Consider the following 16,006-nt stretch of genomic DNA (forward strand, 5'->3'; position numbering starts at 1 on the left):
TCGACTCCGGGTCGATCGCGCAAATTCGACGGAAAGAATCCGCTTTTGCGGGCCGGAAATCGGCTTGCCCCAGCGATTTATCTCAGCTCCAGCCGCCGCCATAGGTGCGATAGAAGACGTGAAGACCGATGCGGCCGACCTTTTCCATGGTCCTTGCCCATTTTGGTCTGACATAGACGGCATGGTAATGCGTCGCCGAACCCACCTGCGGCAGCCAGATCTTGCCTGATGTCACAGCCATCGCCACGTCGCGGGCGACTCGCCAGTGATATTCCGAGTTCACCCTGTCCTTGATGCTGTCGCAGGCGAAGGAAAACTGGCAGCGGTTGCGCCAATCCTCGTTCTGATAGACGACGCCGCAGATGGTCTTCGGATAGGAAGGGTTGCGGACGCGGTTGAGGATGACCTGGGCGACGGCCGCCTGTCCCTTCACCGATTCTCCACGCGCCTCGAAATAGATGCCGGAGGCAAGGCACTGCTGTTCTTGGGCGGAAAAGACGCTCGGCGCCAGCACGCTTGCGGCCCAGGCATGATCGCGAGGGCCGATCTCCGGGACGAAGCGGCCGCTGTCCTGTTCGGTCAGGATGGAATCGAACGGCGATTGGCGGGCATAGTCGGGTGTGGCCGGGGCATAGGCGGTGGCCAGAACATCGGCCTTGCTGCTGGTGACGAGGCTTGCGAGCATTGCCGGCACGCCATTATCGGTCACAACCGGCTGCGTCTTATAGAAAGATGTGGCGATCTCGATTTCCTTGCCCTGGATCTTCGGCTTGACGAAAGCCGACCGGTCCTTGAGATCGAAGCTCGGGGTGAAGAGCATCTTGGTGCGCTCGAGGATGGAGCCGGCTGAAAAGTCCTTCGGCGGCTGCATCTTCTCGACGGCGACGACGCGGCCTTTCTTGCTGCCACGGTTGACGCGATCCTCGTCCGGCGTGTCCTCGTGGCCTTTGTTCTTGGCAGTGAAGGCGACCTTGCGGCCGTCAGGCAGAACCATGCCGGCACCGGCGGAGATCGAACCGGTCACCATCGGCTCGGCGAAGGCGAGTTCGGCCTGGTGGATGGAGCCGGCCGGCGAATTGGTCAGCACCATGCGCCAGTTCTCCCCCTCATGATCGAGGCCGGCGAGCATGGCGGCGAGATCGGCATGGGATGCGGCGCTCGGGAAAATCAGCCAGCCGGCGAGACCGAAGATTGCGGGCGACACCCAATTCTCGGGAATAAGACGCAGCTTGCTACGGGAAGGGCTCTTTCGACGCAACACGGACTCCGGGCATGGAACGCGGGAACATTCCAATAAAAATCCCGCATTAACCTTGATGTCCGGTTAACAGGCCGTGCCGAAATGTGCCCATGAGAAGTTTTGGATATTCTAATGTGATGGATAATTTCGTGGGATGAGGTGTGTCGCAGCTTTGTGAAAAGCCCCTCCCCAACCCTCCCCACAAGGGGGAGGGACTAATGTGCGGCGCTCGACGCAACAAACATCAGCCGTTCTGCGGATGAAGCGATGAAGTGGGAAGCGTCGGAGCGGCAAGTTAAGCCCCTCCCCCTTGTGGGGAGGGGTTTGGGGCGGGTCTTTGCCCCACTCATCAAATAATAACGTGCGAGCCCAGTTCCACCACCCGGTTCGCCGGCAGGCGGAAGTAATCCGAGGGGTTGGCGGCGGCGTTGGCGAGCGCGATGTAAAGCCGGTCCTGCCAGTAGGGCATGCCAGATTTGGCGTCCGGCACCAACTTGCGGCGGCCGAGATAGAATGAGGTCGACATGATGTCGAACTTCAGTCCCGTCTTGCGCAATGTCGCCAAGGCCTGCGAGACGTTCTGCGATTCCATGAAGCCGAACAGCAGTTCGACGCGGGAGAAGCGCTCGGAAATCTGCTCGACCCTGTAGCGGTCGTGGCTCGGCACGCGCGGTTTGTTGATCGTGCGGATGGTCAGGATGACGTTGCGGTCATGAAGCACATGATTGTGCTTGAGATTGTGCAGCAAGGCGGCGGGAGCCGATTCCGGATCGCTGGTCAGAAAGATCGCCGTGCCCGGAACCTGCGCCGGCGAGTGTTCGCTCTTGCGCTCGATCGAGCTGACGAAGGAGGCGAGCGGAATATCGGTGTGGCGGGTCTTTTCCATCAGGATCGCGGTGCCGCGACGCCAGGTCCACATGACGATGGTAAAGGCCGTGGCGATCATGATCGGGATATAGCCGCCGTCGTGGATCTTCAAAAGGTTGGCGCCGAGGAAGATCATTTCAAGCACGACCAGCGGCGCGAGCGCGAGCACCGCAACCGGGAGCGACCAGTTCCAGCGGGCCCGGACGAATTCGAAGGCCATGATCGAGGTGACGACCATGGCGCCGGTGACCGAGATGCCGTAGGCGGTCGCCAGCGCGTCCGATGTCTTGAAACTCAAGACCAGGAAGATGACGCCGATGAACAGAACGGCGTTGACCGAAGGCACGAAGATCTGCCCGGTATTGGTTTCCGAGGTGAAGAGGATTTCCATGCGCGGCAGGAAGCCGAGGTTGATGCCCTGGCGCACCATCGAGAAGGCGCCGGTGATGACAGCCTGGCTGGCGATGATCGTTGCGGCGGTCGCCAGGATGACGACCGGCAGCAGCGCCCATTTCGGATACATCAGATAGAAGGGATCGGACATCGTCGCCGGATTGCCGAGAACCAGCGCGCCCTGCCCGAGATAGTTCAGCGTCAGCGCCGGGAAAACCAGCAGGAACCAGGCCCACTGGATCGGGCGGCGGCCGAAATGGCCGAGATCGGCATAGAGCGCCTCAGCACCCGTCACCGTCAGGAAGACGGCGCCGAGCACGACGATGCCGTAGAAGCCCTCATGCAGCAGGAAGGCGACGGCATAATAGGGATTGAAGGCAGCAAGGATGCCGTAATCGTCAGAGATATGGGAAATGCCGGCGGCGGCCATGACGAGGAACCAGACGGCGGTGATCGGGCCGAAGAACCTCGCGACGGCGCCGGTGCCGCGCGATTGCACGACGAAGAGCAGCGCCAGGATCACCACCGAGATCGGCACGATATATTCCGCGAGGCTGGGTGTGACGAGCTTCAGGCCTTCGACGGCCGACAGCACGGATAGAGCCGGCGTGATCATCGCATCGCCGAGGAAGAGGGCTGCACCCATCAGGCCGAGCAGCATCAGGACGGCAGTGTGGCCGTTGGCGGTCTTCATCAAAAGGGCAAGCAGCGACAGCGTGCCGCCCTCGCCGTCGTTGTCGGCGCGCAGCAGGAAGAGCACATATTTGATGGTGACGATGATCGTCAGCGCCCAGATCATCAGCGAGATCAGGCTGATGATCTCGAAACGGGTGACGCCGTCATGGGCCACCGGCTTCAGCGCCTCGCGAAAGGCATAGAGCGGGCTGGTGCCGATATCGCCGTAGACGACACCGACGGAACCCAGCCCGAGATAGAACAGCTTTTTCGGCGTCATATGGCGTTCGTTCGGATGGCTATCTTCGGACATGAAGTTTTAACAGGCTCCTCAGAGCCAGCCTTTCCAGCGGAAAAAGAAAAAAGGGATGACGGCGGATAACACCATCAGGGCCAGCGAATAGGGATAACCCGCGGCCCAGGTCAGCTCCGGCATGACCTGAAAGTTCATACCATAGACGGAAGCGACCAATGTCGGCGGCAAGAATACCACCGAGGCAATCGAGAAAATCTTGATGATCGAGTTCTGCTCGATGTTGATCAGCCCGAGCGAAGCATCGAGCAGGAAGGTGATGTTGGCGGCGACGAAGGAAGCATGCTCCGACAACGACTGGATATCGCGCGAAACGGTGCGGCAGAGTTCCTTCGCCTCACGGTCCTGCTGGATCGCCGGGATCGTGTGAAAGAAGGTCAGCAGGCGGGCAAGCGAACCGAGACTGTCGCGCACCTTGCTGATCATCCGGTGATGGCCGGCAATATCGCGCAACTTCTCCTCGAGGTAGTTCGAGGGCTTGCGCACCTTCTTTGCCCGGTCGCCGAAGACATGCGTCGACAAGATGTCGATGCGCGAGACGGAGATCTCGAGGATCTCGGCGGTGCGGTCGACGATCGTCTCCAAGAGCTTGGCGAGAAGGGCAGCGCCGCTGCGCCAGTTTTCCGGCAGCCGGTGAAGGGCGGCGATGAACAGTGCAAAGGATTTGGGATGGGCGTAGCGAATGGTGACCAGGCGGTTTCCAGCCAGGATGAAGGCGACATCGGTCAGCGTCGGCACGTCGGTGTCAGCCTTCCAGAGCAGCGAGGCGGTCATGAAGACGGCGTCGTTTTCGACATAGAGACGGGCGGAAGGCTCTATATCCTTGAGATCGTCGCGGGTCGGGACCTCGATGCCGAGAATCTTCTCGACATAGAGTTCCTCATCACGGGTCGGCTCGATCATGTCGATCCAGACGACATCCTCGGGAAAGGAGGCGGCATGCGACAGATCGTGGATCTCCACCGACCTGCAATTGGAACAGTAGGCGGTAATCACCGGTCGTCTCTCCGGCTGCATCCAACCTTAAAGGCCGGCATGCGCGTTGTGCTCAACCGCATCGCAGTTCCCAATCCTTCGATCGACAAGACAACTCCGAACTTGCAGGCGGGCCGGCCTCTTCGAAACGAAGACCGCCGTCACTGAGCATCTGCAGCAAAACGCCATCATGGCGCCGCGGCATATGAAGCAAAGCCGTGAAATAATCAAGGCATCTTCCGTGAAGCGCGGCTTTTCATCACGTTTCCCCCACAATTGGGGGTATCTGCCGCAGTGATTCGGCTCGCTCAAGCACCTCGCATCGACACGATTTAACCGCTGCACTTCCGGCGGCATGCATTTGTTGTGATGTATGCCTTTATCCCGGAACCGCTGCACACTTCCGGGCGGCATGCACTTTGTTTTATGCATGCCTTTATCCCGGAACCGCTGCACACTTCCGGGCGGCATGCATTATTCGAAGACGATTGTCGGCGCCGGGCGCTGGGACTGACCGGCGACCTGCTCCCAGACCTTGGCGGCGATGCCGCGATAGATGCCGGCGACGACGCCGTTCGGCTCGGAGGCGACGAGCGGCGTGCCGGCGTCGGAGGTTTCGCGAATGTTCATCGTCAGCGGCACTTCGCCGAGGAAGGGCACGCCGATGCGCTCGGCCTCCTTGCGGGCGCCGCCATGGCCGAAGATATCGTAGCGGGTGCCGGTGTCCGGGGCGATGAAATAGCTCATATTCTCGACGATGCCGAGCACCGGCACCTCGACCTTGCGGAACATGTTGAGGCCCTTGCGGGCATCGATCAGCGCGAGATCCTGCGGCGTCGAGACGATGACGGCGCCGGCAAGCGGCACCTGCTGGGCCATGGTCAATTGGGCGTCGCCGGTGCCGGGCGGCATGTCGACGACGAGGACGTCAAGTTCGCCCCAGGCGACTTCGCGCAGCATCTGCAGCAGCGCCGACTGGACCATCGGCCCGCGCCAGATCATCGCCGTCTCCTCGTCGACGAGGAAGCCCATCGACATGACCTTGAGGCCGTAATTCTCCATCGGATTGATGATGCGGCCGTCGATCTGCGTCGGGCGGCCCGATATCTTCAGCAGGCGCGGCATCGAGGGACCATAAATATCGGCATCGAGAATGCCGACCCGAAGACCGTTGGCGAGCAGGCCGAGTGCGAGATTGACGGCGGTGGTCGACTTGCCGACCCCACCCTTGCCCGAGGCGACGGCGATGATGGCGCCGATGCCGGGCACACCGATCTTGCCGGCGCGCGGCGGCTGTTGAGGCGCGTGAGCATGGCTCGCATGATCATGTTGGTGATCGTGGCCGGCATGACCGTGAGGCGGGTTCGGCGCAGGGCGGGCAGCCGGAGCGGCGGCGGCCGCCTTCTTGTCGGCGGTCAATGTGACGAGGGCACCCTTGACGCCCGGCATTTCCTTGATGACGCGCTCAGCGGCGAGCCGCATCGGCTCCAGCTCCCTGGCGCGATCGGCCGGGACGGTGATGGAGAAATAAACCTTGCCGTCGGAGATGAAGACGTCGGAGACCATGCCGAGCTCGACGATATCGTGCTCGAGGTCGGGCCCACGCACGGTCTTCAGCGTTTCGAGAACCTGTTCTTTGGTGACGTCGGCCATTCCACCCTCACTGCTTCTTCTTGCAGATCACAGATAGTGGAGACGGAAGCCTTCGCCAAACAAAATCATCGGGAGGGAAATCGATTGCCGGCGCTCAAAAAGGCGCCGGGGAGAATTGGCGATCCGTTGCGGCCATCAAGTCCGCCGGGCTTTCGCCCTGATGGCCGCAACGGTCTCCCCGAGAACCGGCGCAATCCGGGGCGAACTAGAGCAAGTCGAAAAAAAGACCAGCGAAAAATGAACAGGGAAGACGAAATCGCGGACAGCCGGGAAAGAAGCGGTGCCAAAACGCAACAACCGCCGCCGACACCGAAGAGCCGGGAGAAAGCGGCAACGGCGTCGGACAGCGGTGTGTCGGCCGCGCCATTTCCTGGCGCTGGCCTCAAAGTCCCCTCTGGACCTCTCGCATGAAGAGATGCAGAAAGCGTGCCAGATGGAAAATCAAGGAAAAGACTGCAAAAGCGCTTGCGACAGCCCCTCAACGGGAAAGACTTGCCTACGCGCTGGGCGGCTTCAAAAGCAGTCGGTTGTTTTTTGCAACTTATTTGATCAGGCCGATGCGCAGCGCCTTGGCGACCGCCTGGGTGCGGTTGACCGTATCGAGCTTCTTGGTGGCGCGGTTGAGGTAGTGATTGACCGTATGCTCGGACAGGGTCAGGATTTCAGCGATTTCGGCACTGGTCTTGCCGGCCGCCGTCCAGTTGAGGCAATCGATCTCGCGGTCGGTCAGCGTGTCCGTCATGCGCGTATCGAGGTTGCGGATCTCGGCAAGCCTGTCGAAGACATGGATGGCGATGTAGCAGAGCTCGCGCATCTCGGCAGGGCTGAAGGGTTCGCGGTCGCCGGCGAAAGAGACGGCGCCGCGCAGGCCGGAGGGCTCATGCGTCGGGAAATAGGCGCAGCGCATCATCTTGAAACGTTCGAACAGGGAGGCGACGAGAATGGACTTGCCGTCGTCCCGCGACCAGTTCTGCCGCGACATATCGTAGAAGAAGGGCCGCGCGGATGTTCTCAGCCGCCTGAGGACCGGGCTGTTCACCATCAGGCCCTCCTGGTCGTAAAGGGCCAGCAGCTCGGCCGGCCAGCTGGTGATGACAGTGCTGCCCTGAAGATCGAAGGAGGTGATCGGCGGCAGGTTGAGAACCATGAAGGCACGGCTGCGATAGGCTTCCGTCACGCGTTTCATGAAACGGAAAATATCGAACTGGGTCTTCAGGCCCGCTATTTCCTGAACATAATCGTCTTCTTCCGTGGATGTTTGCGACAAGGGTGCCATCACATTTCTTCATCTTCGGCACAGCGGCCGGCAAAGCGTTTGCGAAATCTGCCCGCCGCGGCCGGCTCGATTGCATCGGGAAACGACGATCGCTGGTTGGAATCGGCTTCGGCGTTGAGCGTTCGGCCGGTGAATGGTTGTAGATTTCGCGGACCGTTCTAGTTGTGGTGATTCGCCGGAAAATCTCAATATCGCGCTTAACATAAGCATGCTCTGCGATTACGTCCAGCAGTGGCCGACGGCGATCTTCCGTCAGCGGCGCGGACCGAGACGAACGCGCATGCCTTGCATGATGCTCGCAGCCGCCAGTTGCACCGGAACGGACCATTGGTGCAGAAGTTCCATCGACAAGCGATAGGCCGGGCCGGTAATCGAAATGCCACCCATAAAGGTCCGATCCTCCGACCAGATGGGTGCGGCAACGCAGCGGATGCCGGCCTCATGCTCTTCGCGGTCGAAGGCATAACCCTGATCGGCAATCTCCCGGATTTCGGCAAGCAGCGTTTTGGCAGAGACATGGGTCGAGGCGGTAAAGCTGGTGAAGCTCAGGCCGGCAAGCAGATCGACAAGGCTTTCGGCCGGCAGCAGCGAAAGGGCGGCCTTGCCGACGCCGGTGCAATAACAGGGCGAGGCATTGCCGATCTGCGAATACATACGTACCGGCTGGCGGCCTTCGACCTTATCGAGATAGATGATCGACTGCCCTCTCAGAACGCCGAGATGCACCGTCTCGCCGGTCGCCCGCTGCAGATCTCTAAGGTGCGGTTCGGCAATCAGGCGGAATTCGTTGCGCGCCCAGCTGCGCGCGGCGAAATCGAGCAGGCGCAGGCCAGGCGCATAACGGCCGTCGCCATCAAGCTCGAGCAGCCCCTCCTCGACCAGGTGGGTGAGCTGGCGATGCAGCGTGCCGCGCGGCTGGCCGGCAAGGGCCAGGATATCGGTGAAACGCAGCGGCGCATCGGCATGGGTGACGAGATCGAGCAGAACCATCAGTTTGCCGAGCGTCCCGGTCTCGCGTGCCGGTGTTATGTTTTCGCCGTTTGAACTCATCGCCTCGTCCGCCCTTGACAGAAAGGGCAGTGTAATTCGATAATTCCATATAGTCAAATTAAGTTCCAAATAATGGAACAATTCAGTCGGGAGGCGACGGTGACCATGATGGCAGCACAATTTCCCGAATTCAAAGACCGAGCCGTGCTGGTGACCGGCGGCGGATCGGGCATCGGTGCTGCGATCGTCGAAGGTTTCGCGCGCCAGGGCGCCAAGGTCTCGTTCATCGATATCGCCGAGGCCGCCGGCCGCGAGCTTGCCGAAAGGCTGTCGCGGGAGACGGCGCATCCGGTCTCCTTTTACCATGCCGACCTGCGCGACATCGCGGCGATCCGGCGCACGGTCGATACTGTCATTGCCAGCTCGGGGCCGATCCGCGTGCTGGTCAACAATGCCGCCTGGGACGACCGCCATGAATTCGACGCGGTGACCGAGGCCTATTGGGACAACAACCAGGCGGTCAACCTCAAGCACGTGTTCTTCACTTCGCAGGCAGTCGTGCCGTCGATGCGGTCGGCTGGCGGCGGCGCGATCATCAATATGTCGTCGATCGCCTTCAAGCTGAACATGGGCGGTTTTCCCGCCTACGCGGCGGCCAAGGCGGCGGTCGTCGGGCTGACGAAGAGTATGGCGGGCAGGCTCGGGCCGGAGAACATCCGGGTCAACTGCATCCTGCCCGGCATGGTGGTCACCGAGCGGCAGATGCAGCACTGGCTCACCGAGGAAAGCATTGCGCGCTCGGTCGAGGATCAGTGCCTGAAGGTTGCGCTCAAACCCGATGCGATCGTCGGTCCCTGCCTGTTTCTTGCATCCGACTGTGCGGCGGCGATGACCGCCCAGTCCCTGATTGTCGATGGAGGCGTTCTGTAATGACAAATCCCGCTTATGTCGCGGTGGACTGGGGCACCAGCAGTTTCCGGCTCTGGCTGATCGGCAGAGACGGCACCGTGTTTGCCGAACGCCGTAGCGGCGAAGGCATGACGAGCGCGGCAAAGACCGGCTTTTCCGCGGTGCTTGCCGGCCATCTCGCCGCCATCGAGGCGCCGGAAAACCTGCCGGTGATCGTCTGCGGCATGGCCGGCGCCAGGCAGGGCTGGGTCGAGGCCGGTTATATCGATGTGCCGGCGCCGCTCGCCTCGATCCTGACCGGGGCGGTCTCCGTGCCCGGCGAAAGCCGCGACATCCGCATTCTGCCGGGCCTTGCCCAGCGGGACGTGGCGAGGCCCGACGTCATGCGCGGCGAGGAAACTCAGCTTCTCGGTGCGCTCGGTCCCGCGAGCTCAGGCGCGCAGGCGGTCTGCATGCCCGGCACGCATTCGAAATGGGTGCATGTGACGGACAGCAAGGTGACCGGCTTTTCGACCTTCATGACCGGCGAGCTTTTCGACGTCATCAGCAAACACACGATCCTTTCGCATGCCGTGGCCGGTGCGGAAGAGCAGCCGGCGGATGCGGCGGCCTTCGAGGCCGCGGTCTCGGCCGCTTTCGCACGCCCGGCCCTTGCCTCCAACCTGCTCTTTGCCGCCCGTTCCGGCCAGCTCCTGCACGCGATTTCTGCCGCTGCCGCACAAGCCCGGCTTTCCGGTACGCTGATCGGCCTCGAAATCGCCGGGGCGCTGCAGGATGCGGCAAACGGCACCACCATCACCCTCGTCGCCTCCGGGCGCCTGCAGGCGCTCTACGAACAGGCCTTTAGAACCCTCTCCCTTGCCTTCACCGCCATCGACGCCGACGCCGCCGTGCGCCGCGGGCTTTCGGCCGCCGCCGAAGCCATCTGGCCGAATTGAGAAAGCTGACACGATGAACCGTATCCCCTTCCCCGACATGAAGCGCCCGCTGATTGCCATCCTTCGCGGCATCCGGCCCGACGAGACCGAAAGCGTCGTCGGCGCTCTGATCGAAAATGGCTTGACGGCGATCGAGATCCCGCTCAACTCGCCGGAACCGTTCAAATCCATCGAACTCGCCGCGAAGATGGCGCCGCCCGAGGTGCTGATCGGCGCCGGCACAGTGCTGACCATCGAGGCGGTCGACAGCCTGCATGCAGCCGGCGGCAAGCTGCTGGTCACCCCGAATGTCGAGCCTGAGGTGATCATCCGGGCGCGCGAATACGGCATGGTGACGATGCCGGGCGTCTTTACGCCGACCGAGGCGCTGGCGGCTGCGCGCGCCGGCGCCTCCGGTCTCAAATTCTTTCCGGCCAGTGTGCTTGGCCCTTCCGGCATTACGGCGATCCGGGCAATCCTGCCGCCGGAGCTGACGATAGCCGCCGTCGGCGGTGTGTCGGACAAGAATTTCGGCGATTACACCAAGGCCGGCATCTTCGCCTTCGGCCTTGGCACCAGCATCTACAAGCCGGGAATGACCGCATCAGAGGTTGCCGAGCGCGCCAAGGCGACCATTTACGCCTATGATGCAGCCATTGGGAGCGTGACCGTATGACCGATATTTATGAGTTCGAGGGCAAAACACTTTGCAATACCAATTCCGTCCTCGGCGAAGGCCCGACCTATGATCCGGACAGCAACACTGTCTGGTGGTTCAACATTCTCGGCAAGGAACTGCACGAGCTCAATCTTTCGACGGCTGCGAAAAAGGTGCACCCACTGCCTGTGATGGCGAGCGTGCTGGCCCGCATCGACGCCGGACGTCAGCTGATCGCGACGGAGGAAGGACTCTTCGTGCGCGATGTGGCAAACGGCAACCTCACCTTCTACGCCGCGCTTGAAAACGACAGGCCGGAAAACCGTTCGAACGACGGCCGCACCCATCCTTCCGGTGCGCTCTGGATCGGCACGATGAGCAAACGGGCGGAAAACCAGGCCGGCGCCATCTATCATGTCGCCAGCGGCAAGGTGACGAAGATCTTCAACGGCATCAGCATCCCGAATTCGATCTGCTTTTCGCCTGACGGCACGGTCGGCTATTATACGGATTCCCGCATCAACCGGCTGATGCGCGTCATGGTCGATCCGTTGACCGGCCTCCCCTCGGGCGAGCCGATCGTACTGGTCGACAGCATGGACGAGCCCGGCAGCATCGACGGCTCGGTGGTCGATGCCGACGGCTATCTGTGGAATGCGCGCTGGGGCGCCGGCGTCGTCGACCGCTATAGTCCGGACGGTCTGCGCATCTCGCGCTATATGGTTCCCGCCGTCCAGCCCTCCTGCCCCGCCTTCATCGGCGTCAATGCCGACCGGCTTGCGGTAACGACCGCCTGGGAAGGGCTGGATGAGGATGCCCGTTCGGCCCAGCCGAGTGCCGGCGCGCTGTTGGAACTCGGCATCGACGTCAAAGGCGTGTTCGACCCCGTCTATGTGATCTGACTTTTGCTTGCCATCGGTGATCAGAGGCGCCCCTTACCGGGGCGCTTTCTCGTTTTGGCGGCCACCCTTCGATAAATGTTCCGTGAGAATCGAGAAATTTTCCGTGTTTTCAACCGGAACCAATCGCGCCACCAGCCATTTTCCTTTCGAACTGACGCGGCAACGAGACCTGAAAATAGGTGTTGCCGGGTTGGCGGTTACTCTAAAGAAAAACGAAGGTAGGTTCGAAATGACACGCAAACTCTTGACGACCGTTGCCGCTGGCGCACTGTTTGCCACGGCTTTCGCACCGGCGGCATTTTCGCAGACGGCACCGCAGCCGGCGGATCCCGCCGCTCCGGCACAGACGGCTCCCGCCGATCCGGCAGCACCGAAGCCGATGACGCCTGATGTCACCAAGCCCGCAGGCGATGCCGCACAGGCTCCGGCCCCGGCACCGACGGCAGATACGGCTCAGGCCGCCTATCTGACGGAGCAGGCTCCGGACCAGGTCAGCGCCAACACCTATATCGGCCAGTCGGTCTATAACGGCAACAATGAAAGCATCGGCAGCGTCAACGACCTGATCATGAAGAAGGATGGCGGCATGGTTGCCGCAATCGTTGGCGTCGGCGGCTTCCTCGGCATCGGCGAAAAGAATGTCGCCGTGCCTATGGAAAAGATCACCGTCGCGCAGAACACCCAGGACGGCAGCGTCAAGCTGACGACCAGCGAAACGGCTGAATCGCTGAAGGCTGCACCCGAGTTCAAGACGCTGGCAATGCTGGCCGCCGAAAAGGCTCCGGCTCCGGCTGCGACCGGTACCGATACCACGGCAACCGGCTCGACCACGCCTAAGTAATCCGCGCGCGGTAGTATAGCGTAGGCGATGGCGCTCTCAGGGGCGCCATCGTTTTTATGTGGCGCCATCGCTTTATGCGCTGGCTCGCTCCATCATGGTCGGATCGTAATAGTTCTCGTGCAGGAAGCGCAGCGTGGCGATACCGTCGGCCGGACGGCCGAAGTGATAGCCCTGGCCCATGCCGCAGCCGAGCGTGCGCAACTTCACCGCCTCCGCATAATCCTCGATGCCTTCCGCTACGACTTCCAGCTCCAAGCCCTCGCACATGGTGAGGATCGCCTTGATGATGTGTTCGGAGGCGCGATCGGAATTGATGCGCGAGACGAAGGCACGGTCGATCTTGATCTTGTCGAAGATGAAGTCGCGCAGGCGCCCGAGGCTCGACTGGCCGGTGCCGAAATCGTCGAGCGAGATGCGCACACCGGCGGCGCGCAGATCGGCGATGATGCGGTGAGCGGTATCGGCCGAACTCATCACCGCCGTCTCGGTGATCTCCAGCTCCAGGCGATGCGGATCGAAGCCGACGCGGCCGAGGATCGACAGGACGCTGCTGCTCGTACCCGGATCCATCAGCTGGGCCGAGGAAAGATTGAACGACAGGAAGAGTTCGCGCGGCCAAGAGAGCGCTGCCTCGGCGGCTTTGCGCAGCAACGCCTCCGACAGCGCGTCGATGAAGCCGCGCTCTTCGGCGAGCGGCACGAAGACGCCGGGCGACACGAAGCCGAGATCGGGATCGTTCCAGCGGGCGAGCGCCTCGAAGCCGACGACCTGATTGTTGGACAGCGAGACGATCGGCTGGAAATGCACGTCGATCGCGTCGGAGATGATGGCGTTTCTGAGCGCCTGCTCCAGCTGTGTCGCGCGCTTCATCTCCTGGGCGATTTCGCGCGAATAGACGGTGATCTGGCCGCGGCCGCGGCGCTTGGAACGGTAGAGGGCGGTTTCGGCGCTCTTCAGCAGTTCCTCGCAATCCTCTCCGGCGAAGGGATAGATGGAAAAGCCGAGGGAGGCGGAGAGACGAACGTTGCGGTCGCCGAGGTCATAAGGCGCCGACAGCACCTCGCGGATCATCTGGCCGAATTTCTCGGCACTCGCCCGCTCGAAAATCAACGGCAGCACGAAGGCGAATTCGTCGCCATCGTGGCGGGTAACCAGCGCGCCGTCAGGAATGCAGGCCCTGAGACGATGGGCGACCTGACAGAGGATTTCATCGCCGGCTGTCGAGCCGAACAGATCGTTGATCGGCTTGAAACTGTCGAGGTTGACGATGCCGATGGTGAAGGGGGCCGGATCGCTGGCGCGCTCGGAAGAGATCTGCAAGACCTTGTCGCGCATGCGATTGCGGTTGCCCAATCCGGTCAGCGGATCGGTATAGGCCATCGCCTGAAGCTCATTCTGACCGACGGTCAAGAAAGCTATGTCCGCCGATTTCATCATCCAAACCCGAGCTTTCCTCCGGAGCCATGCAGAAGAATGACCGGCAGGTCTTAACAATTTGATAGTAAATCAGCGACATAGCCGCCTGAACCTGCCCAAAATCTAGGGAATTGACGGGTATTTTGGCGCCTGCACACTTTTGCGCGGCAGGTTTCAGTTTTGAGCCCGCACGGCCTCACTCATTAGGTATTTCTGAAATATAGTTTCCAGCATGTCAGGGCTGACCGGTTTCATGATGACGTCGTCCATGCCCGATTTGACGCATTCGGCGCGGTCACGCTCGAAGGCCTGGGTGAGCACGCCGATGATCGGGGTGCGGGTGCCCCCGCCGGTTCCCTCCATCTGCCGGATGAGGCGGGCGGCCTCGAAGCCGTTGAAGCCCGGCAGGGAAATATCCATCAGCACGATCTGCGGCCGGTGCTCGGCCCACAGGCGCACGGCCTCGTCGCCGGTCGCCGCAAGCATGTGGCGATAGCCGAGACCTTCGAGGATCTGTGAAAAGACGATCTGATTGATATCATTGTCTTCGGCGACGAGAACCTGCAGGCCGACCGGATCGTCGGAAATGGTGATTTCCCAATCCGCATCCGAACCGGCGCTGCGGCTGTTGCGATTGAAATGGCGGGCGATCTGGAAGGTGAGCTCGTTGGCGATCTGGAAACCGTCCATGACGAGCGCCGGGATGCCGTATTGCTCGGCAAGTTCGAGGCAGCGCATGCCCATCTGGTTGTCGATGATCAGAAGATCGAGCGAGATGCCGGAGGAAGTGGCGATCTCCAGGAACCGCTCCTCTTCGTCCTCGCCGCGGACCGAGCAGGATTCGAAGCCGTATTTCGTCAGCGTCCGCAGCGCGGCGGTCTCGGCGGCGAGGTCGGCCGTGACGACGAGGACCTTGCGGCCGGAGAAATTCTCCGGAACGATCGCTTCCATCGCCGCCGGTTCGCGCCGCGCGATGCCGGTTGGTACCGGTACATAGGCCCGTCGATAGCTTTGATTGCTGGAGGCGGTGATCGCGGACGCTTGACCGAACTCGTCGAGATCGGCGCCGTCGCGCGGCAGGTCCTGCATGGTCGACACCAGGAAGTAGCGGCCAGGCTTGCCGATGCGGTGCTTCCGACTGACGATATCGCGCTCGATGCCGTCGCGGGAGATCTGCCGCTGGCGGGAGACGGACATCTCGCCGGTCTCCAGCACATGGCGGTCGCTTTCTTCGAAGCGCTTGGCGATCTCTTCTGAAAAAAGATCGCCGCTCTTGCGCCCAAGCACCTCGTCGGCGCTTGTCTGATATTTCTCGCAGAAGGCGAGATTCACCGCGACATAGGTGAGGTTGCGATCCTTGACGAAGAGCGGGAACGGCAGATTGTCGAGAATGTCCTCAGTGAGCTGCACCCGCTCCAGATCGGAGCGCCATTGCTCTTCGCGCTTCTTGTTCTCGGAAATGTCGGAGATGATGGTGACGCCGTAACCGCCGGGCAGCCTGCGCTTGACGAAGCGGACCCAGCTATCGGCACCGTGGCGCTCGACGGCATCGAAGCGCTCGCGCCAATGCGAGGCGATTTTCTGCGACAGCCAGTCTTCGCGGCTCAGCGAGCCACCCTGCCTGACATCAAACTGCTGGCGAATGCCGGTGTCGTACATCGCGCCGAGGAAATCGCGAAGCCGCGTCCCCGGCTTCAGCATCTCGGCGGGCAGCGGAAAGAACTCGAGAGTCTGGCGGCTTGCAAAGATCAGATGATCGTTCTTGTCGTAGATGATGAAAGCTGCCGAAAGGCTGTCGCACACCACATCGAAAAGCGCCGTCTGCAGATCGGCCTCGGCGGGAGACCCATCCATTTCTGATGATGTGTCCGCCTTTTCGAAGCCGGCACTCATTCTGTTGCGTCCCACATCTGTTCGATTTCGCAGCTTCCGGAGGTATGTGATTAGAAATGCCATTTTTATGTTAAAACCGGCTTAACAT

At 61.5% G+C, this 16,006-nt stretch carries 13 protein-coding genes; 5 read left to right on the top strand and 8 right to left on the bottom strand.

Annotated features, from left to right (window positions below):
* Positions 1-82 precede the first annotated feature (82 nt).
* From FY112_RS23515 to FY112_RS23545, 6 genes are all read right to left on the bottom strand, one after another.
* Entirely contained in the window at positions 83-1,294 is a 1,212-nt protein-coding gene (locus FY112_RS23515; RefSeq protein WP_181018270.1) for a cell wall hydrolase, read from the bottom strand.
* A 295-nt stretch (positions 1,295-1,589) separates the two neighbouring features.
* Positions 1,590-3,488, bottom strand: a complete 1,899-nt coding sequence (locus tag FY112_RS23520; RefSeq protein WP_131624335.1) for a potassium transporter Kup — start codon at positions 3,486-3,488, stop codon at positions 1,590-1,592.
* An 18-nt stretch (positions 3,489-3,506) separates the two neighbouring features.
* Positions 3,507-4,484, bottom strand: coding sequence for a magnesium transporter CorA family protein (locus tag FY112_RS23525; RefSeq protein ID WP_131630390.1), 978 nt, complete (start codon positions 4,482-4,484; stop codon positions 3,507-3,509).
* A 453-nt stretch (positions 4,485-4,937) separates the two neighbouring features.
* Positions 4,938-6,116, bottom strand: a complete 1,179-nt coding sequence (locus FY112_RS23535; protein ID WP_131630389.1) for an Mrp/NBP35 family ATP-binding protein — start codon at positions 6,114-6,116, stop codon at positions 4,938-4,940.
* 541 nt (positions 6,117-6,657) lie between these two features.
* The gene (locus FY112_RS23540) at positions 6,658-7,392 is read right to left on the bottom strand and encodes a LuxR family transcriptional regulator (protein WP_130654733.1); all 735 of its coding nucleotides are present in this window, start codon (positions 7,390-7,392) and stop codon (positions 6,658-6,660) included.
* Positions 7,393-7,644: 252 nt separating this feature from the next.
* Entirely contained in the window at positions 7,645-8,442 is a 798-nt protein-coding gene (locus FY112_RS23545; RefSeq protein ID WP_131624329.1) for an IclR family transcriptional regulator, read from the bottom strand.
* Between the two features lie 108 nt (positions 8,443-8,550).
* Between FY112_RS23545 and FY112_RS23550 the strand changes: the two genes are divergently transcribed.
* The 5 genes from FY112_RS23550 to FY112_RS23570 all read left to right on the top strand — a co-directional run bounded on the left by FY112_RS23550 (position 8,551) and on the right by FY112_RS23570 (position 12,609).
* Positions 8,551-9,312, top strand: a complete 762-nt coding sequence (locus tag FY112_RS23550) for an SDR family oxidoreductase (protein WP_043294413.1) — start codon at positions 8,551-8,553, stop codon at positions 9,310-9,312.
* Positions 9,312-10,229 carry a 2-dehydro-3-deoxygalactonokinase gene (locus tag FY112_RS23555; protein WP_131710047.1) on the top strand — a complete coding sequence of 306 codons (918 nt, stop codon included), beginning with the start codon at positions 9,312-9,314 and terminating at the stop codon, positions 10,227-10,229. Before FY112_RS23550 ends, FY112_RS23555 begins: the two co-directional genes overlap by 1 nt.
* A 13-nt stretch (positions 10,230-10,242) precedes the next feature.
* Positions 10,243-10,884, top strand: coding sequence for a 2-dehydro-3-deoxy-6-phosphogalactonate aldolase (locus FY112_RS23560; RefSeq protein WP_151519394.1), 642 nt, complete (start codon positions 10,243-10,245; stop codon positions 10,882-10,884).
* Positions 10,881-11,768 (top strand): SMP-30/gluconolactonase/LRE family protein, encoded by an 888-nt coding sequence (locus FY112_RS23565; RefSeq protein WP_072639514.1) that lies wholly within the window; start codon positions 10,881-10,883, stop codon positions 11,766-11,768. Before FY112_RS23560 ends, FY112_RS23565 begins: the two co-directional genes overlap by 4 nt.
* A gap of 229 nt (positions 11,769-11,997) precedes the next feature.
* Entirely contained in the window at positions 11,998-12,609 is a 612-nt protein-coding gene (locus tag FY112_RS23570; protein ID WP_131624323.1) for a PRC-barrel domain-containing protein, read from the top strand.
* Between the two features lie 72 nt (positions 12,610-12,681).
* Here FY112_RS23570 and FY112_RS23575 read toward each other — a convergent pair whose 3' ends face one another.
* Positions 12,682-14,046 carry an EAL domain-containing protein gene (locus FY112_RS23575; protein WP_017959168.1) on the bottom strand — a complete coding sequence of 455 codons (1,365 nt, stop codon included), beginning with the start codon at positions 14,044-14,046 and terminating at the stop codon, positions 12,682-12,684.
* Positions 14,047-14,199: 153 nt separating this feature from the next.
* Positions 14,200-15,918: a response regulator gene (locus FY112_RS23580; RefSeq protein ID WP_151519395.1), complete on the bottom strand. Its 1,719-nt coding sequence runs from the start codon at positions 15,916-15,918 to the stop codon at positions 14,200-14,202.
* Between the last annotated feature and the right edge of the window lie 88 nt (positions 15,919-16,006).

Origin of the sequence: Rhizobium sp. PEPV16, assembly GCF_008919455.1 — a bacterium.
Lineage (GTDB): Bacteria > Pseudomonadota > Alphaproteobacteria > Rhizobiales > Rhizobiaceae > Rhizobium > Rhizobium leguminosarum_Q.